This window comes from Pseudomonas sp. KBS0710 (assembly GCF_005938045.2).
Classification (GTDB): Bacteria; Pseudomonadota; Gammaproteobacteria; order Pseudomonadales; family Pseudomonadaceae; genus Aquipseudomonas.
Genome location: NZ_VCCF02000001.1, coordinates 6,334,122 through 6,353,263, shown reverse-complemented (window position 1 = coordinate 6,353,263; position 19,142 = coordinate 6,334,122). Strand labels below are relative to the sequence as shown.

Annotated in this window: 18 protein-coding genes; 7 read left to right on the top strand and 11 right to left on the bottom strand. The window is 60.8% G+C overall.

The features are described 5' to 3' along the window. Positions 1-2 precede the first annotated feature (2 nt). The 5 genes from FFI16_RS29020 to tkt form a co-directional block, all read right to left on the bottom strand. Positions 3-338 (bottom strand): MliC family protein, encoded by a 336-nt coding sequence (locus tag FFI16_RS29020; RefSeq protein WP_138813511.1) that lies wholly within the window; start codon positions 336-338, stop codon positions 3-5. A 62-nt stretch (positions 339-400) separates the two neighbouring features. Then, positions 401-628, bottom strand: coding sequence for a hypothetical protein (locus FFI16_RS29015; protein ID WP_056857743.1), 228 nt, complete (start codon positions 626-628; stop codon positions 401-403). Between the two features lie 29 nt (positions 629-657). Continuing rightward, positions 658-1,821 (bottom strand): phosphoglycerate kinase, encoded by a 1,164-nt coding sequence (locus tag FFI16_RS29010; RefSeq protein ID WP_138813510.1) that lies wholly within the window; start codon positions 1,819-1,821, stop codon positions 658-660. A gap of 17 nt (positions 1,822-1,838) precedes the next feature. After that, positions 1,839-2,894, bottom strand: a complete 1,056-nt coding sequence (gene epd, locus FFI16_RS29005; protein WP_138813509.1) for an erythrose-4-phosphate dehydrogenase — start codon at positions 2,892-2,894, stop codon at positions 1,839-1,841. A 166-nt stretch (positions 2,895-3,060) separates the two neighbouring features. Next, positions 3,061-5,058 (bottom strand): transketolase, encoded by a 1,998-nt coding sequence (gene tkt, locus FFI16_RS29000; protein ID WP_138453924.1) that lies wholly within the window; start codon positions 5,056-5,058, stop codon positions 3,061-3,063. A 259-nt stretch (positions 5,059-5,317) separates the two neighbouring features. Here tkt and FFI16_RS28995 point away from each other — a divergent pair, with 259 nt between their 5' ends. From FFI16_RS28995 to FFI16_RS28975, 5 genes are all read left to right on the top strand, one after another. Continuing rightward, positions 5,318-6,313 (top strand): metalloregulator ArsR/SmtB family transcription factor, encoded by a 996-nt coding sequence (locus FFI16_RS28995; protein WP_138813508.1) that lies wholly within the window; start codon positions 5,318-5,320, stop codon positions 6,311-6,313. A 19-nt stretch (positions 6,314-6,332) separates the two neighbouring features. Then, positions 6,333-7,523, top strand: coding sequence for a methionine adenosyltransferase (gene metK / locus FFI16_RS28990; protein WP_056857738.1), 1,191 nt, complete (start codon positions 6,333-6,335; stop codon positions 7,521-7,523). 7 nt (positions 7,524-7,530) lie between these two features. Continuing rightward, positions 7,531-7,728 (top strand): hypothetical protein, encoded by a 198-nt coding sequence (locus FFI16_RS28985; RefSeq protein ID WP_138813507.1) that lies wholly within the window; start codon positions 7,531-7,533, stop codon positions 7,726-7,728. Between the two features lie 98 nt (positions 7,729-7,826). Further along, complete coding sequence (gene ligB, locus FFI16_RS28980) at positions 7,827-9,488, top strand: NAD-dependent DNA ligase LigB (protein WP_138813506.1); 1,662 nt, start codon at positions 7,827-7,829, stop codon at positions 9,486-9,488. A gap of 69 nt (positions 9,489-9,557) precedes the next feature. Then, the gene (locus tag FFI16_RS28975) at positions 9,558-9,953 is read left to right on the top strand and encodes a DUF1090 domain-containing protein (protein ID WP_138813505.1); all 396 of its coding nucleotides are present in this window, start codon (positions 9,558-9,560) and stop codon (positions 9,951-9,953) included. 6 nt (positions 9,954-9,959) lie between these two features. Here FFI16_RS28975 and FFI16_RS28970 read toward each other — a convergent pair whose 3' ends face one another. After that, positions 9,960-10,409, bottom strand: coding sequence for a cytochrome c (locus FFI16_RS28970; RefSeq protein WP_138813504.1), 450 nt, complete (start codon positions 10,407-10,409; stop codon positions 9,960-9,962). Positions 10,410-10,538: 129 nt separating this feature from the next. On the opposite strand from FFI16_RS28970, the gene FFI16_RS28965 reads away from it, so the two are divergent. Beyond that, on the top strand, positions 10,539-11,726 hold the full coding sequence (locus FFI16_RS28965; protein ID WP_138813503.1) for a murein transglycosylase A: 1,188 nt from the start codon (positions 10,539-10,541) through the stop codon (positions 11,724-11,726). Between the two features lie 56 nt (positions 11,727-11,782). On the opposite strand, the gene FFI16_RS28960 is transcribed toward FFI16_RS28965, so the two are convergent. Continuing rightward, a complete protein-coding gene (locus FFI16_RS28960) occupies positions 11,783-12,169 on the bottom strand; it encodes an MAPEG family protein (RefSeq protein WP_099488479.1) in 387 nt (128 codons plus the stop codon). A 192-nt stretch (positions 12,170-12,361) separates the two neighbouring features. Here FFI16_RS28960 and FFI16_RS28955 point away from each other — a divergent pair, with 192 nt between their 5' ends. Next, entirely contained in the window at positions 12,362-13,621 is a 1,260-nt protein-coding gene (locus FFI16_RS28955; RefSeq protein ID WP_138813502.1) for a sodium:proton antiporter, read from the top strand. A gap of 42 nt (positions 13,622-13,663) precedes the next feature. On the opposite strand, the gene FFI16_RS28950 is transcribed toward FFI16_RS28955, so the two are convergent. The 4 genes from FFI16_RS28950 to FFI16_RS28935 form a co-directional block, all read right to left on the bottom strand. After that, entirely contained in the window at positions 13,664-15,526 is a 1,863-nt protein-coding gene (locus FFI16_RS28950) for a DUF3857 domain-containing transglutaminase family protein (protein ID WP_138813501.1), read from the bottom strand. Between the two features lie 66 nt (positions 15,527-15,592). Then, positions 15,593-16,477 carry a formate/nitrite transporter family protein gene (locus FFI16_RS28945; RefSeq protein WP_138813500.1) on the bottom strand — a complete coding sequence of 295 codons (885 nt, stop codon included), beginning with the start codon at positions 16,475-16,477 and terminating at the stop codon, positions 15,593-15,595. 71 nt (positions 16,478-16,548) lie between these two features. Further along, positions 16,549-18,468: a patatin-like phospholipase family protein gene (locus FFI16_RS28940; RefSeq protein WP_138813499.1), complete on the bottom strand. Its 1,920-nt coding sequence runs from the start codon at positions 18,466-18,468 to the stop codon at positions 16,549-16,551. 98 nt (positions 18,469-18,566) lie between these two features. Beyond that, positions 18,567-18,971 (bottom strand): acyl-CoA thioesterase, encoded by a 405-nt coding sequence (locus FFI16_RS28935; RefSeq protein ID WP_010167614.1) that lies wholly within the window; start codon positions 18,969-18,971, stop codon positions 18,567-18,569. Positions 18,972-19,142 lie beyond the last annotated feature (171 nt).

Below are 19,142 nucleotides of genomic sequence, written 5' to 3'. Positions count from 1 at the left end.
TCTTACTGGGCCTTACAGCCGCGCCCAATTAAATCATCGGTGGCAACCCAGTAAACCAGGCCTTCCTCACCTTTTGTGTGAAACGCCAATTGGCCGTCGCTGTACAGCACGCCCGAGGCGGCAACCTCTTGTTTAAGGCGATAAACCTGGTCCGAACCGCCAAGGCGTACATCTACCTCGGAGCGAGCCGGGTTGGTAAAGCGCCAGTTGACCTCGGCCTTGCTGTCGCAGGTCCATGTGGTCCATTTGTCTGCCGGTTCTGCGGCCTTGTTGAACATGTTCATGCTGCTGCAACCGGCCAACAAGGCCAGGGCTGCCAGGGCGAAAACGCCTTTCATTGCCACTCCTCGAACGACGGCCCCCAGGGCCGCCACTGCTGTCGGTTAGTTGATCAGACCCGTCATGGGCAACCCTGTTCCTGACCGTTGGGCGCGGCGTCGTATTGTTCCAGCCGTTCGTTGCCGATGCGCTTGTTGATCACCGGCATGGTTTCGGCTTGCCAGTCGGCCTGGTAGCAGCTTTTTTTCGGCGCAGCCCCAGGCGCTTGCGCCTCGGGCGCAGCGCTTGGCGTGCTGCCGCAGCCGGCCAACAGGCCCGCTGCGATCACCAGTGCCAACGACTTGATCATGGGAATGCTCCTTTTCCGGATCACGAGCCTTAACCTTTGGCTCGGGTTTCCAGCACTTCAACGGCCGGCAACACTTTGCCTTCGACGAATTCGAGGAATGCGCCGCCACCGGTAGAAATGTAGGAGATCTGGTCAGCAACGCCATATTTATCGATGGCGGCCAGGGTGTCACCACCGCCGGCGATGGAGAATGCCGAGCTTTCGGCAATCGCCTTGGCCAGCACTTTGGTGCCGTTGCCGAACTGGTCGAACTCAAACACACCGACCGGGCCGTTCCACAGAATGGTCTGGGAGGCTTTCAGCAGTTGCGCAAAGTTAGCCGCGGTTTGTGGGCCGATATCCAGAATCATGTCGTCAGCCGCCACGTCAGCAATGAGCTTGACGGTGGCTTCGGCGCTTTCGGCGAATTCCTTGGCAACTACCACGTCCACCGGCAGCGGCACGCTGACTTTGGCGGCAATGGCGCGGGCCGTGTCGAGCAGGTCTGGCTCGTACAGCGACTTGCCCACCGGGTGCCCGGCTGCGGCCAGGAAGGTGTTGGCGATGCCGCCGCCAACGATCAGTTGGTTGCAGATGGTGCTCAGACTGTTGAGCACGTCCAGCTTGGTCGACACTTTGGAGCCGGCCACGATTGCAGCCATCGGTTGTGCCGGAGCACCCAGCGCCTTGCCCAATGCATCCAGCTCTGCCGCCAGCAACGGGCCAGCCGCCGCAACTTTAGCGAACTTGGCCACGCCGTGGGTCGAGCCTTCGGCGCGGTGCGCAGTGCCGAAAGCGTCCATCACGAACACGTCGCACAGGGCCGCGTATTGCTGGGCCAGTTCGTCGCTGTTCTTTTTCTCGCCTTTGTTGAAGCGCACGTTTTCGAACAGCACGATATCGCCAGGTTTCACGTCGACGCCGCCCAGGTAATCGGCTACCAGCGGCACGTTACGGCCCAGGGCCTTGCTCAGGTACTCGGCTACAGGCTTGAGGCTGTTTTCGGCGCTGAACTCACCTTCGGTCGGGCGACCCAGGTGGGAGCAGACCATCACGGCCGCGCCTTTTTCCAGGGCCAGCTTGATGGTCGGCAGCGAGGCCAGGATTCGCGCATCGCTGGTGACAACACCGTCCTTGACTGGGACGTTGAGGTCTTCGCGAATCAGTACGCGCTTACCTTGCAGATCGAGGTCGGTCATCTTCAACACGGTCATGGGTCGCAGTTCCTGAATTACTGTTGAGGTTGTTTGGTAGCGATGTGCAGATAGTGCCCTGCAACATCCAGCATGCGGTTGGCAAAGCCCCATTCGTTGTCGAACCAGGCCAGGATGTTCACCAGTCTGGGGCCGGAAACACGGGTCTGGCTGGCATCGACAATCGCCGAATGCGGGTCATGGTTGAAATCACAACTGGCGTGCGGCAACTCGGTGTAGGCCAAAAGGCCTTTGAGCGGGCCGCTGGTGGCGGCGTCGCGCAGGATCCGGTTGACCTCCGTCGCGTCAGTGTCGCTGACGGTTTGCATGGTGATGTCCAGGCAAGACACGTTCACCGTCGGCACCCGTACGGCTTTGGCCTGGATTCGCCCGGCAAGTTCCGGCAACAGTCGCTCGATGCCACGGGCCAGGCCGGTAGACACCGGAATCACTGACTGGAACGCCGAGCGCGTGCGGCGCAGGTCTTCATGATGATAGGCGTCGATCACCGGCTGGTCGTTCATCGCCGAGTGAATCGTGGTGATCGACACATAATCGATGCCGATCGCCTGATCCAGCAGGCGCAAGAGTGGCACGCTGCAGTTGGTGGTGCAGGAGGCGTTGGACACCAGCAGCTCATCGCCGGTCAGGCAATCCTGGTTGATGCCGTAGACGATGGTGGCGTCCACATCCGCCTCGCTGGCCATCGGCTGGGAAAACAACACACGCGGTGCGCCGGCGTCGAGAAAACGCTGGCCATCGGCACGGGTGTGATAGACACCGGAACACTCCAGCACCAGGTCAACGCCCAGTGCTTTCCAGTCGATGCCTTCGGGAGTGGCACTGCGCAAGACCTGCACGCAGTTGCCATTAATATGCAGACAATCGCCCTCGACCCGCACTTCGCCGGGGAAGCGGCCGTGAGTGGAGTCAAAGCGTGTCAGGTATTCGATGCTGGCCATGTCGGCCAAATCGTTGATCGCCACAATTTCAAACCCGGCCGCCGCCCCTCGCTCGAACAGAGCACGCAAGACGCAACGACCAATGCGGCCGTAGCCGTTGAGTGCAACTTTGTAGGGACGCGGTTGAGGCATGGGGTTCTCGATCAACTTGGGTGAAGGGGTGAATGTGCCGCCGCCTTCGCGAGCAAGCCCGCTCCCACATTTGACCGGGTTCACAATTGCAACTGTGTGAACCCATTCAAGTGTGGGAGCGGGCTTGCTCGCGAAGAGGCCGGCACAGCCACCTCAATCTACAGCCTTAGTCTTCCAGCAGCTCTTCAGCCTGACCCAGGATGTTTTCCAGGGTGAAGCCGAACTCTTCGAACAAGGCTGGCGCCGGCGCCGACTCACCGTAGGTGGTCATGCCGATCACGCGGCCTTCCAGGCCCACGTACTTGTACCAGTAGTCGGCGTGCGCCGCTTCGATGGCGATACGCGCGCTGACCTGCAACGGCAGAACCGACTGCTTGTAGTCCGCGTCCTGGGCTTCGAACAGGCTGGTGCACGGCATGGACACAACGCGCACGTTACGGCCCTGGGCGGTCAGCTTGTCGTAGGCCTGAACCGTCAGGCCGACTTCGGAACCGGTGGAGATCAGGATCAGTTCCGGCTCGCCGATGCAGTCTTTGAGCACATAACCGCCACGGCTGATGTTGGCGATCTGCGCGTCGGTACGCACTTGGTGTTGCAGGTTCTGACGCGAGAAGATCAGCGCCGAAGGGCCGTCTTTGCGCTCGATAGCGTGCTTCCAGGCCACCGCGGATTCCACCGCGTCGGCTGGGCGCCAGCAATCCAGGTTCGGCGTGGTGCGCAGGCTGGTCAGTTGCTCGACCGGCTGGTGCGTCGGGCCGTCTTCGCCCAGGCCGATGGAGTCGTGGGTGTACACATGGATCACACGCTTCTTCATCAGCGCGGCCATACGTACCGCGTTACGCGCGTATTCCATGAACATCAGGAAGGTCGCGCCGTAAGGCACCAGGCCGCCGTGCAGGGACACGCCGTTCATGATGGCGCTCATGCCGAACTCGCGCACGCCGTAGTACATGTAGTTGCCGCTGGCGTCTTCGGCCGACACACCTTTGCAACCTTTCCACAGGGTCAGGTTGGAACCGGCCAGGTCAGCCGAACCTCCGAGGATCTCAGGCAGCAATGGGCCAAAGGCATTCAGGGTGTTCTGGCTGGCTTTACGGCTGGCGATGGTCTCGCCCTTGGCCGCGACTTCGGCGATGTAGGCCGAGGCTTTTTCCGAGAAGTCGGCAGGCAGGTCACCGGCGAGGCGGCGTACCAGCTCGTTGGCCAATTCCGGGAATTCGGCGGAGTAGGCAGCAAAACGCTGGTCCCACTCGGCTTCGGCGGCCAGGCCTTTTTCCTTGGCGCTCCACTCGGCGTAGATGTCAGCCGGGATTTCGAACGGGCCGTGGTTCCACTTCAGCGCTTCGCGAGCCAAGGCGATTTCCGCGTCACCCAGTGGGGCGCCGTGGCAGTCTTCTTTACCTTGCTTGTTCGGCGAGCCGAAACCGATGATGGTCTTGCAGCAGATCAGGGTCGGCTGCTCGCTCTTGCGGGCGGTGTCGATGGCGGTCTTGATCTCTTCCGGATCGTGGCCGTCAACATTGCGGATCACCTGCCAGTTGTAGGCTTCGAAGCGCTTTGGCGTGTCGTCGGTGAACCAGCCTTCGACTTCGCCGTCGATGGAGATGCCGTTGTCATCGTAGAAGGCAATCAGCTTGCCCAGGCCCAGAGTACCGGCCAGGGAAGCGACTTCGTGGGAAATACCTTCCATCATGCAGCCATCACCCAGGAACACATAGGTGTGGTGGTCGACAATGTTGTGGCCAGGGCGGTTGAACTGCGCGCCCAGTACTTTTTCAGCCAGGGCAAAACCCACGGCGTTGGCCAGGCCTTGGCCCAGCGGGCCAGTGGTGGTCTCGACGCCCGGGGTGTAGCCGAATTCCGGGTGGCCCGGCGTGCGGCTGTGCAGCTGGCGGAAGCTCTTGAGGTCATCGATGGTGACGTCGTAGCCGGTCAGGTGCAGCAGCGAATAGATCAGCATCGAGCCGTGGCCGTTGGACAGCACGAAGCGGTCACGGTCGGCGAACGACGGGTTGCTCGGGTTGTGTTTCAGGTAGTCACGCCAAAGTACCTCGGCGATATCCGCCATGCCCATCGGGGCACCGGGATGGCCGCTGTTGGCTTTTTGCACGGCATCCATGCTGAGGGCACGAATGGCGTTGGCACGCTCACGACGGCTGGGCATCGCTGATCTCCTGGGGTTTGAGTAGAAGAAACGGAAAAAAGGACCGGCATTTTCCCTCAGCCACCGCCTGCGGGCAATGACAGATAGTCACTTGAAGGTGTTTTTCCTGCGGTTTACCCGGCATTGGCTTGCAGAAACAGCCCACCGGTTCGTCTAAAGGTTATAGCGGCTGCTTATAACTACCGATTATCGACCAATATCAAAACTTTTTGATATTGGCCTTGCAGGGATTTCCACCCGTCACTAGACTGCTGGCCTTATGAACCTACCCGTGCCCTCCCTGCGTCCCGACGACGGCGATGAGCTGGCTGCCTTATGCAAGGCCGCTGGTGATCCGTTGCGCTTGAACGTATTGCGCGCACTGGCCAACGACTCTTTTGGGGTGCTGGAACTGGCGCAGATCTTCGCCATCGGCCAATCCGGCATGAGCCACCACCTCAAGGTGCTGGCCCAGGCCGAGCTGGTGGCTACGCGCCGCGAAGGCAATGCGATTTTTTATCGCCGCGCCCTGCCCCACACCGAGCTGCTCGGCGGCAAGCTGCACGCCGCCCTGCTCGACGAGGTAGACAGCTTGGGCCTGCCCAGCGACGTGCAGTCGCGCATCAGCCAGGTGCACGGGCAACGCGCCGCCGCCAGCCAGGACTTTTTCTCACGGGTGGCCGAGAAGTTTCGCGCCCAGCAGGACCTGATCGCCGGTTTGCCCCAATACCGCGAAAGCGTACTGGCGCTGTTGGACAAGCTGAGCTTCAGTGATGAGGCGACAGCACTGGAAGTCGGCCCCGGCGACGGTGGCTTTCTGCCGGAACTGGCCCACCGCTTCAAGCAGGTGACGGCGCTGGACAACAGCCCGGCGATGCTTGAACTGGCGCGCCAGCTGTGCGAGCGCGAAGCGCTGGGCAACGTCAGCCTGCAGTTGGCCGACGCGTTGAACGACACCAGCCTGCGGGCCGATTGCGTGGTGCTGAACATGGTCCTGCACCATTTCGCCGCCCCCGCCGAAGCCCTCAAGCAGATGGCCAATTTGCTGCAACCGGGCGGCAGCCTGCTGGTCACAGATTTATGCAGCCACAACCAGAATTGGGCCAAGGAGGCCTGCGGTGATCTCTGGTTGGGTTTTGAACAGGACGATCTGGCCCGTTGGGCCACCGCTGCGGGACTCGTTCCCGGGGAAAGCCTCTATGTAGGTTTACGTAATGGTTTCCAGATCCAGGTCCGCCACTTTCAGCGACCGACTGGCGACACTCACCATCGGTAAATATCAGGAAAACATCGAGATGAGCGAATACTCCCTTTTCACCTCCGAGTCCGTGTCTGAAGGGCATCCGGACAAAATCGCCGACCAGATTTCTGACGCGGTGCTGGACGCCATCATTGCTGAAGACAAGTTCGCCCGCGTGGCGTGCGAGACGCTGGTGAAAACGGGCGTGGCGATCATCGCCGGTGAAGTCACCACCACCGCCTGGGTCGACCTGGAGCAGATCGTTCGTGATGTGATCACCGACATTGGCTACAACAGCTCCGACGTCGGCTTCGACGGCGCGACCTGCGGCGTGATGAACATCATCGGCAAGCAGTCCCCCGACATCAACCAGGGTGTGGACCGCGCCAAGCCAGAAGATCAGGGCGCCGGCGACCAGGGCCTGATGTTCGGCTACGCCAGCAACGAAACCGACGTACTGATGCCGGCACCGATCACCTTCTCGCACCAGTTGGTACAGCGCCAGGCCGAAGCACGTAAATCCGGCGTGCTGCCGTGGCTGCGCCCGGACGCCAAGTCCCAGGTGACCTGCCGTTACGAAGGCGGCAAAGTGGTGGGTATCGACGCCGTTGTACTGTCGACCCAGCACAACCCGGACGTGTCCTACGCCGACCTGCGTGAAGGCGTGATGGAACTGATCGTCAAGCACGTGCTGCCTGCCGAGCTGCTGACCAAAGACACCCAGTTCCACATCAACCCGACTGGCCAGTTCATCATCGGCGGCCCGGTGGGCGACTGTGGCCTGACCGGTCGCAAGATCATCGTCGACAGCTACGGCGGCATGGCCCGTCACGGCGGTGGCGCGTTCTCGGGTAAAGACCCATCCAAGGTTGACCGCTCGGCGGCCTACGCCGGTCGTTATGTGGCCAAGAACATCGTCGCGGCCGGCCTGGCCGAGCGTTGCGAGATCCAGGTTTCCTACGCTATCGGTGTGGCCCAGCCTACGTCGATCTCGCTGAATACCTTCGGCACCGGCAAGATCAGCGATGACAAGATCGTCAAGCTGGTGCGTGAGATCTTCGACCTGCGCCCGTACGCCATCACCACGATGCTCGACCTGCTGCACCCGATGTACCAGGACACCGCAGCCTACGGCCACTTCGGTCGTACCCCTGCGCAGAAGACTGTCGGCGACGACACCTTCACCACCTTCACCTGGGAAAAAACCGACCGCGCCAACGACTTGCGCACGGCCGCCGGCCTGTAAGCACACGTTGCGCCAAAAGCCCCGCCGGGTTCGCCCGGCGGGGCTTTTTATTGCCTGTGCTTTTAAAGCGGCACAGGAGCAGCTCAACAAAGGTTGTAACAAACTGGCTGAATCCCGAGCCAAGGTCGATGCCAAGCAACAAATACAGGACACCAAGATGGAAAAGAACGGTGCCGTGAAGGCCTTGGGCGGCCTGTTCAGGTAACTGGAAACACCCAGTAAAAAGCCCCGCCCTGCCGGGGCTTTTTTGTGGCCGCCGGGATCACTTAGGCTGGGCATCCCTTCCGAGCAAGGATGCTCATCATGCGTTTACTGATTGCCCTTGTACTCAGCGCCCTGGCGTTTCTGGCCTGGGCCGAAGACTGCCCCGAAGAGGCCCGCTCACAGGTCGGCACCCTGGCTGAACAGATCAAGCTGTGGGATGACAGTTACCACCGGCTCGGTCAGTCCCCGGTCAGCGACGAGCTATACGACCAGGCCCGACAGCGCCTGGCGCGGTGGCAGGCGTGTTTTGCGCAAACACAGTCGACAGCGGACAACCCGCTGGCAGGTGCGCGCGGCACACAGCCCCATCCAGTCGCTCATACCGGCCTGGAAAAGCTGGTGGATGAACAGGCCGTGGGTGAATGGCTCAAGACACGCCAGGGCGTCTGGGTGCAACCCAAGGTCGACGGCGTTGCGGTGACGCTGGTGTATCGCAAAGGCCGCCTGAGCCAGCTCATCAGCCGTGGCGACGGCGTGCTCGGTCAGGATTGGACAGCCGCCGCGCGCAAGATCCAGGGCATTGTCCAGCAACTGCCCGAGCCCATCGACCTGGTGCTGCAAGGCGAACTCTATTGGCGCCTTGACGATCATGTGCAGTCCGAACACGGCGGGCTCAGTGCTCGCAGCAAAGTGGCCGGGCTGATGAATCGCCGACAGTTAAGTGAGGCCGAGGCCTCCAGGATCGGGCTGTTTGTGTGGGCCTGGCCCGACGGCCCGGCAGACTTCAGCACGCGCCTGGCCACCCTGGCGCGCTGGGGCTTCACCGATAGCCGTCGCTACAGCCACCCCGTGCAAAACCTCACTGAAGCCGCGCACTGGCGCCGTTACTGGTACAACCATCCGCTGCCCTTTGCCAGCGATGGCGTGGTATTGCACCAGGCCCTGCACGCGCCCGCCAACCGCTGGCAAGCCAGCGCGCCTTACTGGGCGGTGGCCTGGAAGTACCCGGTAACCAAGGCGTTGGCGCTGGTGCGCAAGGTGCAGTTCAAGATCGGCCGCACGGGGCGTATCACCCCTATTCTGGAACTGGAGCCGGTGCGGCTGGACGATCGGCAAATCCGCCGCGTCAGCGTCGGCTCCTTGAAGCACTGGCATGCGCTGGACATCCGTCCCGGCGATCAGGTCTCCATCAGCCTTGCCGGGCAAGTGATTCCGCGATTGGAGCAAGTGATCCTGCGCAACGAGACCAGGGTGGCGGTGCAAGTGCCCGATGCGCGCAACTTCCATGCCTTGAGTTGCTGGCAACTGGACCCCGGCTGCGAGGAGCAATTGCTCGCGCGCCTGACCTGGCTGAGCAGCAACCAAGGACTGGCCTTGCCCTATATGGGCCGCGAAACGTGGAACACATTGATCCAGGCCGGTCTAATCGCAGGCATTCTCGATTGGTTAACCCTGGATGCGGCAGAGCTTGCTAACATTGACGGCTTCGGAGATCGCCGCCGTGCCCGGGTGCTCGACAGCCTGCAAAGCGCGCGACAACGGCCCTTTGCACAATGGCTCAAGGCCCTGGGCGTACCGCCTTCGGCACGTAGCGATCTGGAGGGAGGCTGGCAGGCCCTGGCCGCCAAAGACACTCAAGCCTGGCTGACTACCGATGGCATTGGCCCGGGCCGCGCGGCGCAATTGAGCGCTTTTTTTCGCGACCCGCAAGTACAAGCGTTAGCTGAAACATTACGTGTGGCCGGAATTGACGGGTTTTAAGCCCAACCGAGCTACCTTTTAACCCGGCAGAATTCACCCTGCCATCTTATTGCGACCTTGGAGCCTCACATGAAATTTCTAGCCCCACTTGCCTTGTTGACCACCGTAAGCTTGGCGAGCATGCCGCTGCTGGCCGCCGAAGAAGTGCCGGAACTCACTGGCTGCGCCGCCAAGCGCCAGGCTATCAGCGCACAAATCGAACAAGCCAAGGCCCATGGCAACAGCGCACAACAAGCCGGCCTGGAAAAAGCCCTGAGTGAAGTCACCGCCAACTGCACCGATGCGTCATTGCGCAAAGAACGCGAGAACAAGGTGCTCGACGCCAAGCACGAAGTCAGCCGCCGTCAGGCCGACCTCGACAAGGCGATGAAAAAAGGCGATGCCGACAAGATCAACAAACGCAAAGACAAGCTCGCTCAGTCGCGCAAGGAACTGCAAGACGCCGTCGAAGAACTCGACAAATAAAACCGGTCAGTGGTCGCGAAACTGTTTATGGCAGGCCGTGCAGGCATCTTCGACTTTCTGCACCGCAGGCCCCAGGTTGCTGGCCTTGTAGGGCTGCACCTGGCTTGCGACCACCAATTCACCGGTGGCCGCTTCAAGGTTTCGGGCCAACTCCTGGAAGCGTGCCTGCTGTTGCCACACCGTGTCCTTGGCGCTGGTGTGATCTTCCTCGCGCACACTCGGGAAATGCTTCCACGGTTCGTGGGACAGCGCATCGAGCTTGACCGCGCCTTCGGCGAACTTCGCGCCGTCGAACGGGATACGCCCGCGCAGCATGCCGCCCAGGTCTTCGCCGGTCTTGAGCATCTGCTTGAAGATGGCCTTGCGTTGGCCCAGAGGCGAATTCGGGTCGACACCGCCGCAGGCGGACAAGGTCAGGCAGGCCAGCAATACCACGGTCAGTTTTTTAAAAGTCATGATGGCTTCAAGGTCACGGGAAACGGCGGCCAGTATCCTCGCCCCGCCCGCAAAGACCAATAGCCCTATTAATAATAAGGGTTGCCTGAATGCGCTGCGGCGCAGGCAACCGCTTCAGGAATTACGTGCATGAATATCACCTTGAAACGCTGGAGCCGCCGAATGGTGTGGGCTCTGCCGATGGTTGCACTGTTGGCCGGTTGTGATGGCGGCAAAGACGCTGGCAAAAAAGAAGAAGCGGCCAAGCCCCATGCCGTCGCCACCTATGTCAGTGCTCCGTGGGAAGCGCTGCCGGCGGTGTCCGACGGCGACCTGCTGGCCGGGTTTGAATCCTGGCGCAGTGCCTGCCAGCGCCTCAAGGCTGATCCAGTCTGGGGCGCAACCTGTGCCGCTGCCGCCACCGTACCGGGCGATGCTGTTGCCGTGCGCGGTTTTCTCAAGGAGCGCCTGGATGTGTTCGGCCTGCGCTCGGCCGACAACACACCCAATGGCCTGATCACCGGCTACTACGAGCCGGTCTACCCCGGCAGCCTGACCGAAACCGCCACTGCCCATGTGCCGGTGTACGGCGTGCCGGATGACCTGATCATCGTCAACCTGGAAAGCATCTACCCGGAACTCAAAGGCAAGCGCCTGCGCGGCCGCCTCGAGGGCCGCGTGCTCAAGCCGTATGACGATGCCAGCACCATCAACGGCCAGGGTTCCACCGCCAAGCCGATTGCCTGGCTGACCAACCCGATGGACCTGCAGTTCCTGCAGATCCAGGGCTCCGGGCGTATTCAACTGGCCGGTGGGCGCCAACTGCGCGTCGGTTATGGCGACCAGAATGGCTACCCCTACCGCCCCATCGGCCGCTGGCTGGTGGAGCAAGGCGAGCTGAAAAAAGAAGACGTGACCATGGGCGCCATCAGCGCCTGGGCCAAGGCCAACCCAGAGCGCATTCCGCAACTGTTGGCGAGCAACCCCAGCTACGTGTTTTTCAGCGCCCGCCCGGACAGCAACGAAGGCCCGCGTGGTTCACTGAACGTGCCGCTGACGGCGGGTTACAGCGTGGCGGTGGACCGCAAGGTGATTCCGCTGGGCAGCCTGCTGTGGCTGTCGACCACCCAACCCGATGGTTCGCCCATCGCACGGCCCGTTGCCGCACAGGACACTGGCGGCGCGATCACCGGTGAAGTGCGCGCGGACTTGTTCTGGGGCACCGGTGATGCGGCGGGTGAGTTGGCGGGGAATATGAAGCAGCAGGGGCAGATCTGGATGTTGTGGCCCAAGGGCGTGGCGTTGCCGCATGTGCCGGATGCGCCAGCGGGCACCTGAATAACGCTGAAGATCACATGTGGGAGCCAGCTCCCACAGGGGATCACGTCAAGGCTTTAGATGGACACAAAAAAGAAACTCGCAATCAACGCCATCCCCACCGCCCATACCAGTGAACGCAGCATCGCCCAGTCGGCCAGGTAGCAAATGATGTACAGCAACCGGCTGGTGATAAACAGCACCGCCAGCACATTGATAGTCACCAGCGACGCCGTACCGGCCAGGTGCGCGATGATCACCGCCGCGGCAAATGCAGGCGTCACTTCAAAGCTGTTGAGTTGGGCATTATGGGCGCGCTTGGCTACGCCTTCGACGGTATCCAGGAAGGCACGCGGGTCGTGGTTGTGCCGCGGGCCGAACTTGCCGCCGCTGAACTTGGCCACCCCCGTACACAGGTAAGGCAGGAAAATTGCGATCAACACACACCAGAAAGCGGCCGTCATCATGGATTCCTTTTGTTGTTTTAAATAGAAATTAGAGTTTTAGCACTATAACTGCAATATCGCACTCACCGGCTATGAACCGAGGCGCGCCGAAAGGTTCTATCAGGCTTTTGGCCGGCGCCTTGAAACATCCCGCCGCTGCTGCGGTCCATCCCAGCAATATCGACCTTCCCTCACTTCCAAGGACCTCGGATGCTTGAACTTGTCGCCGCCTTTATTTGCCTCACCACCCTGCTCACCTATGTGAACTACCGTTTTATCGGCCTGCCGCCCACCATCGGCGTGATGGTCACGGCCCTGCTGTTTTCCCTGATCCTGCAAGGCCTGAGTGTTATCGGCTACCCAGGCCTCGAAGAACGTATCCAGCAGTTGATCGGCCAGATCGACTTCGGCGATTTGCTGATGAACTGGATGCTGTCGTTCCTGCTGTTCGCCGGCGCCTTGCACGTCAACCTCAATGACCTGCGCAGCTATCGCTGGCCCATCGGCCTGCTGGCAACCTTCGGCGTATTGATCGCCACCGTAGTGATCGGCAGCCTGGCGTATTACATCTTTGCCCTGTTCGGCTGGCACGTCAGCTTCCTTTACTGCCTGCTGTTCGGCGCACTGATTTCACCCACCGACCCGATTGCAGTGTTGGGCGTGCTGCGAACCGCCAACGCCTCCAAACCACTGAAAACCACCATCGTCGGCGAATCGCTGTTCAACGACGGCACGGCGGTGGTGGTGTTTACCGTGCTGCTCGGTATCGCACAGCTGGGCGAAACACCGACCGTCGGCGCCACGGCCATGCTGTTCGCCCATGAAGCGATTGGCGGCGTGGTGTTCGGCGGGCTGATCGGCTACCTGGTGTACCTGATGATCAAGAGCATCGAGCAACACCAGATCGAAGTGATGCTGACCCTGGCGTTGGTGATCGGCGGTTCGGCAATGGCGACCGAACTGCACGTCTCGGCGCCGATTGCGATGGTGGTGGCCGGGCTGATCATCGGCAACCTGGGGCGCAAGCTGGCGATGAACGACATGACCCGCCGCTACCTCGACGGCTTCTGGGAATTGCTCGATGACATGCTCAACGCCCTGCTGTTTGCCCTGATCGGCATGGAGCTGCTGCTGTTGCCGTTCAACTGGCTGCACGTACTGGCCGCCAGCTTGCTGGCTGTGGCGATCCTGGCCTCACGCCTGCTGACCGTGGCCCCGGCGATTCTGTTGCTGCGCCGCTGGCGCACGGTGCCACGCGGCACTATCCGCATTCTCACCTGGGGTGGTTTGCGCGGTGGCGTCTCGGTAGCACTGGCGCTGGCCCTGCCGCTGGGCCCGGAACGTGATTTGCTGTTGAGCATCACCTACATCGTGGTGCTGTCGTCGATCCTGTTGCAGGGTTTGAGCATCGGCAAGCTGGTCAAGCATGTGACCAAAGATGAGCCGGCACCACCTGCCCAGGCTCACTGATTGAGGCCGGCGGCGAGTTCATTTCGCCGCCGGCGCCTGCGATCAATGGGCCTGCACGATGATCTGGCTTTTGAGGTCGTTGAACATCGCCTCGACCATCGGCTGCATGCTCTTGAACCACTCAGGGCTGCAAACCGCTTCGGGGTAGTTAAAGACAAGCGTGCGGGAAACCAGCACGGTATTGCCGCTGCGCTCATAACTGGCGTCGTAGGTAACATCCGCGCCCTTGAGCGAAACGGTCTTGGGCACCGCCAGAATAGTCAACGAGGCGGGGAACTCGAAGCGGGCCTTTTCAACGCTCTCGCCGGCAAAGCAGGTGAAGTTCTGCACCCGTTCCTTTTCTACCGACAGGGCCTGCACGTCCTGGGCAATATTGCTTCCCAGGCGACTGAGTGCCGGTACACCGATCGGCCCCGGCACGTTGACGAGGTTTTCCGTGCACCCGGCCAACGTGGTGTTGAAACCGGACGCATCACCTTCCAGCGCATCTGTTTGCAGTGCGGCTTTGCCCGTCTGGCCTGAGCTGCGCAGCATTTTCTGGATCATCTGATCACGCTCCGCCGGCTGCTGAGACCTGATCCAAAACCGCGTCGCTTCGGTACGCCAACCCTCGGCGAGGGACGTTTGCGTAAAGTCTGCCGCGCCCTTGTCGTCAACCTTGAACACCAATTCACTCGATAGCTTGCTCGGTTGAGTGGCCGGGGTACGTGCCAACTCGCCAGTACGCGTCAGCAACACCGGCTTGTCCAAGTCCTGCAGTGGCAAGTAACCGGCAGCGATGAAACTGGCGGTGGAGTCCAGATAGAGGTCCAGGCTCGGCACATAGGTGATCGCATGGTTGAGCACGCGTAACGCCGCCACCTTGGGCAAAACATAGGCATTGCCGGCGTTGATCAACACCGGTGAGCTGTCGATGCCGACGGCCTTGAGCATGGCTTCCAGCAGGGCCACATGGTCCTTGCAGTCGCCGTAACGGTTAGCCAGCACCGATTGCGCCGAATGCGGCACGACGCCGCCGGCGTCGATGTAAACCGCCACATAACGGATGTTCTTGCGCACCCAATCACTGAGCGCCAGGGCCTTGGCCCGAGGCGTTGGCTGGTCGGCAGTGAGCGTGTGCGCCAATTCGGTGATGTGCGGTGTGACCTCAACCTTGGCACGTGCCTCGTAAGCCCTGGCCAGGTCTTTGTAGGTTGCAAAGGTCGAAACAGCGAGGATCTGTCCATAGTCGGTGTAGGCCACCGCGCCTTGTTCGGGCCGGGTTTTGTCGGCCGGCACATAGTCCCATCGGTACACTTTGCGCCCCACTGCACCCGCCGCAGTAGAGGCTTTGAAACCCCGGGCCTCGGCGTACAAGGGCTTGTCGGCCGGCAAGTCGTAGATCAGGGAGTAACCCAGCGTGGGGCTCAAGCTCGCCGTGGAATAGTCGGTAAACTCGCCAGGAAACAGTGCCGTGTGGCGTATTCGCTTGTAACGCAAGCTCAGGCGATCACCCACTGCCACCTCAGGAAAAATCACCACCTTGACCCGCGAATCCTGAAACATCGGGGCATTGGCCGAGGCTTGTTCCTGTTGTTCCCTGATCTGCGGCGCGGTGACCATTACCCTGCGCCCATCGGGCTTGAGCGTGAACGCCTCGACAATCTCCAGGCTATCCAATGAGCGGTTGTAACTGACCGCTTGCTGGGCACTGGACCGGATGGCCCGATCCTCGTTGATCAGCACGACCTTATCGGCATCCAACACATAGCTGCCGTCGGTATTGATCACATAGCGTTGAGTATGCTTTTCGATGGTCACGGAGCGATCCGCAGCATCATCCTTAGCCTGCGCCACGCCGAAAACGCCCACCGCCAATACCAGCGTGCACCAACTGCGTCCCCGCAAAAATGGGAAAGTCCGCATAAAGATCCTTCTTTCATGAATGGAAAACCGCGCAGCGACTTTGCCATTCATTTATGACGAATCAGCTTACTCGTCCTTGTTCACCCGCTGGGGATGGCGCGGGTCTGCGGGCTTGCCCGGCAAGCTGCTCTCACTGCGAATCTGCGCATGGCTGATCAACGCAAAGATAAAACTGCCGCCGATGATATTGCCCGCCAGGGTCGGCCCGGCGAACACCAGCCAGAAATCCTTCCACGGCAGTTCGCCGGCAAACACCAGGTACGACACTTCCGCCGAGCCGACGACGATGTGGGTGAAGTCCCCCAGCGCCATCAGGTAGGTGATCAGGATGATGATGAACATCTTTGCGCTTTCCATGGACGGGATCATCCACACCATGGTGGCGATCATCCAGCCGGAAATAATGCCCTTGGCGAACATCTGGCCGGGGGCGTTTTCCATGACCTTGCGGCCGATTTCGAGGAAGGCCATGTCGGTCTTGGTGTCGAAGATCGGCAGGTGCAGCATCACGTAGGCCACCAGCAAGGTGCCGCACAGGTTGCCCACCAGCACCACCGTCCACAACCGCAACAGGCGGCCGGCATTGGCAAGTGTAGGCTTGCTCATCACCGGCAGCACGGCGGTCAGGGTGTTTTCGGTAAACAATTGCTGGCGCGCCAGGATGACCGCGAGAAAGCCCGCGCAATAGCCAAAGCTGGCGATCACCTTGAAGCCTTCGCCATCCGGCAGACGCGAGTTGAGCAGGCCCATGCCCATCAGCGACAGGCCCATGGTCAGGCCCGCCGCCAACGCCGACCACCACAACGCGGCCACATTGCGTTCCAGTTCCTGGTCGCCCTGGGTGCGGATTATTTCGTGCAGAACCGCCGCGCGGGGCGGCTGGTTCTTGTCGACGTCCTGTTGCTCTTCCTGCGACAGGTTGGGGGTTTTGCCGTCTGCTTGAGTGGCCATGATGTACCAGAGTCCGAAGGGTGCCTGTAGCTACGACACGCCGCGACGGTGGCTGTTCAGTGGCCAGGCGACTAAAGCGCAATGCGCCAAGCCTTGGCCATCTCTACGGTGCTGGAACTGCCCGGCTTGCTCCAGGGTTTATTACGCGCCTTATAGTGTTTGATGACGCCGTCGAGTACCGCGTTGAATTCAGCCGGGGACGTTGCGTCGGCCAGGTCACGGGCTGCGCGCTGCAACAGCTCAACATTGGACGCCGGCTGGCCAGGGCGGTACAGCGACGGGAAAATCACTTCCCGATTAAAGTTTTCAGCCTTTACCGCCAGATCGCGCCTGCGCATGTGCGCCACGGCGCTGACCATGACCTTGGCCAGCGCTGAGGTCACGTCTGGAGCCTGCTTGGCAGCCACTTGCAGCAGTTGCTGAAAATTGCGTTGGTTCACGGCATCAAGGCGCCGGCCCAGCCACTCGACATGCTCGGGGCGCCGAGCGAGTGCATCCAGGTTGCGCAGTGCAGCCGCGATTTTTGGCGTAATCACCAGTGACGTGCTGCTTTCATTGGCCTCGGCAATTGCGCCGTCCAAAGCGGTCAACGCCTGTTGTGCGTTCTGGCGCCACAACAGCACTGCGGCAGCAGCCGGATCCTTCTTAAGTTGATCCTGGACACTGGCGAGCACCGGATCATCCATCGCCAGCACGGCGTCTTCCAATAAGGCGAAGCTGTGATGCTCGCGCACGACTGCACGTTTTTCCAGATGCCATGCCACTGCCTGACGGGCCTGGGCCTGCAAGTGCAGCTTCTGTTCAGGCGTCATGGTGAAGTTGACAGTGCCATTGAGCGCACCGCGAAAGTCGCCTTTGTGGGAGTTCAGCGGCAACGTGACTGTCTGATCGGCAAACGCCTTAAGGCGGTCGTCCTGGAAGGCAGCGGCAGCTGTATGCGGGGTACGGGTGAATGTGTCGACCAGATGAGTGAAAAAACTGCCACTTTTTGCAGGCTCTTTTGGCTCATCGGACTCGAACTTTACGATCAGCGATTCGTCCCGGCCCAAGGGGCTCTCTGCAAAGGAGCGCTCAATGACACCGGGCGCAGGCGTATTGAGCAGCAGTCCGCCATCCTGAAACGCCGTATTGTCAGCCGCCGCCTGGAACCGATGGCCTTGTTCGGTGGGGCTTTTGAACAGCACCGGCAGCGAGCCCGAAATATGTGCGGCGCGGGCAATATCCATGTCGGGCGTCAGGCTGGCATTGAACACCACCAATTGCGGACGACCGTCGAACATGCCGGTGCCGGTGATATTCAGCTGCTTGATTGCCGGGATATGGCGGCTCAACTTCTCAAGATCACCGAACGTCGGTGCGCCACCCGCGCGAAGCCGGTCGGCGATCTGCATGAGGTCTGCGGGCAGGGTGGCCCTCGGCGTGTTGGCGATATGGGCAAGAATCGATTTGCGCGACTCGTTGCGCAGCATCTCTTCCAGTGGCTGCGCATCGGTTTGCAGGCGCGGCATCATGGTCAATAACAGTTGGGAAATATTACCGGCCTTGCCAGGCAAACGCCCGGCGAGTTTGCCTAGCTCGGTGCTGACAGTTTGCAGCCAGGCCGCCACGGGATTTTTGCTGTTCAGCAGGCTGGGCAGGTCAATGCTGTTCGACAGCGCACCGAAGGCTTTGGCGTCCAAACCACTGGCCAGTAACGTTGCGGAAATCGCACCGGCGGAGGAGCCGGAAATCACCTTGATGCCCGGCATTTTGTTGACGTCTTCCAGCGCTTGCACCATCCCCGGAAAAGCAATGCCCTTGGCCCCGCCTCCACTGAGTACCAGATGGGAGGGCGGCGCAGGTGCCAGTGCGACCTCCACACGCCCATCGTTGTGACGATAAATGCTCAGGTTCCGCTCGCCCGCACCTTTGGCCAAAGGCGTCTTGCTGGGCGGGTCGACCTCGTCAAGCGCTGGTGGCGCAAGCTGTATTGCCGAATTGGACACCTTCATACTCGCAGCTCTCTCTACAGGTTGTAGCCCTGAGTGGCGAGAGAGCCCGGGAAAGATCCAGCTGGAATGATTTGGTCAACAATCAAACCGGCGCCAGGTTATTCGCTGATGCCATCTTCCTGGAATTGATCTTTCACATACTTGATTTCGGTACGCCCGTGCGGCGCCGGCAAACCGTCTTCGCCCAGGTTGACGAAGACCATTTTCTCTACGGTGAGGATGCTTTTGCGGGTGATCTTGTTGCGCACTTCACAGGTCAGGGTGATCGAGGTGCGGCCGAACTCGGTGGCGGTGATGCCCAACTCGATGATGTCGCCCTGGCGCGAGGCACTGACGAAGTTGATTTCGGAGATGTACTTGGTCACCACGCGCTGGTTGCCCAGTTGAACAATCGCGTAGATGGCCGCTTCTTCGTCGATCCAGCGCAGCAGGCTGCCGCCGAACAGGGTGCCGTTGGGGTTGAGGTCTTCGGGTTTTACCCATTTGCGGGTGTGGAAGTTCATGGTCACTCCAAAGCGTCGTGCGAAATGATGGGCAACATCATGGCAGAGCATGGGCACAAGCTCTATGAAGCATTGTCTATCACGCCCATCAGCGATCTTCATCCGGCCGACAGAAAGGCTTGGGAAGTGCCGCGCACACGGCTATAATCGCCACCGCTTCAAAACGGTCAT

Coding starts and splice junctions, on each gene's coding strand:
- FFI16_RS29020 (WP_138813511.1), bottom strand. CDS start 338: ATGAAAGGCGTTTTCGCCCTGGCAGCCCTGGCCTTGTTGGCCGGTTGC.
- FFI16_RS29015 (WP_056857743.1), bottom strand. CDS start 628: ATGATCAAGTCGTTGGCACTGGTGATCGCAGCGGGCCTGTTGGCCGGC.
- FFI16_RS29010 (WP_138813510.1), bottom strand. CDS start 1,821: ATGACCGTGTTGAAGATGACCGACCTCGATCTGCAAGGTAAGCGCGTA.
- epd (WP_138813509.1), bottom strand. CDS start 2,894: ATGCCTCAACCGCGTCCCTACAAAGTTGCACTCAACGGCTACGGCCGC.
- tkt (WP_138453924.1), bottom strand. CDS start 5,058: ATGCCCAGCCGTCGTGAGCGTGCCAACGCCATTCGTGCCCTCAGCATG.
- FFI16_RS28995 (WP_138813508.1), top strand. CDS start 5,318: ATGAACCTACCCGTGCCCTCCCTGCGTCCCGACGACGGCGATGAGCTG.
- metK (WP_056857738.1), top strand. CDS start 6,333: ATGAGCGAATACTCCCTTTTCACCTCCGAGTCCGTGTCTGAAGGGCAT.
- ligB (WP_138813506.1), top strand. CDS start 7,827: ATGCGTTTACTGATTGCCCTTGTACTCAGCGCCCTGGCGTTTCTGGCC.
- FFI16_RS28975 (WP_138813505.1), top strand. CDS start 9,558: ATGAAATTTCTAGCCCCACTTGCCTTGTTGACCACCGTAAGCTTGGCG.
- FFI16_RS28970 (WP_138813504.1), bottom strand. CDS start 10,409: ATGACTTTTAAAAAACTGACCGTGGTATTGCTGGCCTGCCTGACCTTG.
- FFI16_RS28965 (WP_138813503.1), top strand. CDS start 10,539: ATGAATATCACCTTGAAACGCTGGAGCCGCCGAATGGTGTGGGCTCTG.
- FFI16_RS28960 (WP_099488479.1), bottom strand. CDS start 12,169: ATGACGGCCGCTTTCTGGTGTGTGTTGATCGCAATTTTCCTGCCTTAC.
- FFI16_RS28955 (WP_138813502.1), top strand. CDS start 12,362: ATGCTTGAACTTGTCGCCGCCTTTATTTGCCTCACCACCCTGCTCACC.
- FFI16_RS28950 (WP_138813501.1), bottom strand. CDS start 15,526: ATGCGGACTTTCCCATTTTTGCGGGGACGCAGTTGGTGCACGCTGGTA.
- FFI16_RS28945 (WP_138813500.1), bottom strand. CDS start 16,477: ATGGCCACTCAAGCAGACGGCAAAACCCCCAACCTGTCGCAGGAAGAG.
- FFI16_RS28940 (WP_138813499.1), bottom strand. CDS start 18,468: ATGAAGGTGTCCAATTCGGCAATACAGCTTGCGCCACCAGCGCTTGAC.
- FFI16_RS28935 (WP_010167614.1), bottom strand. CDS start 18,971: ATGAACTTCCACACCCGCAAATGGGTAAAACCCGAAGACCTCAACCCC.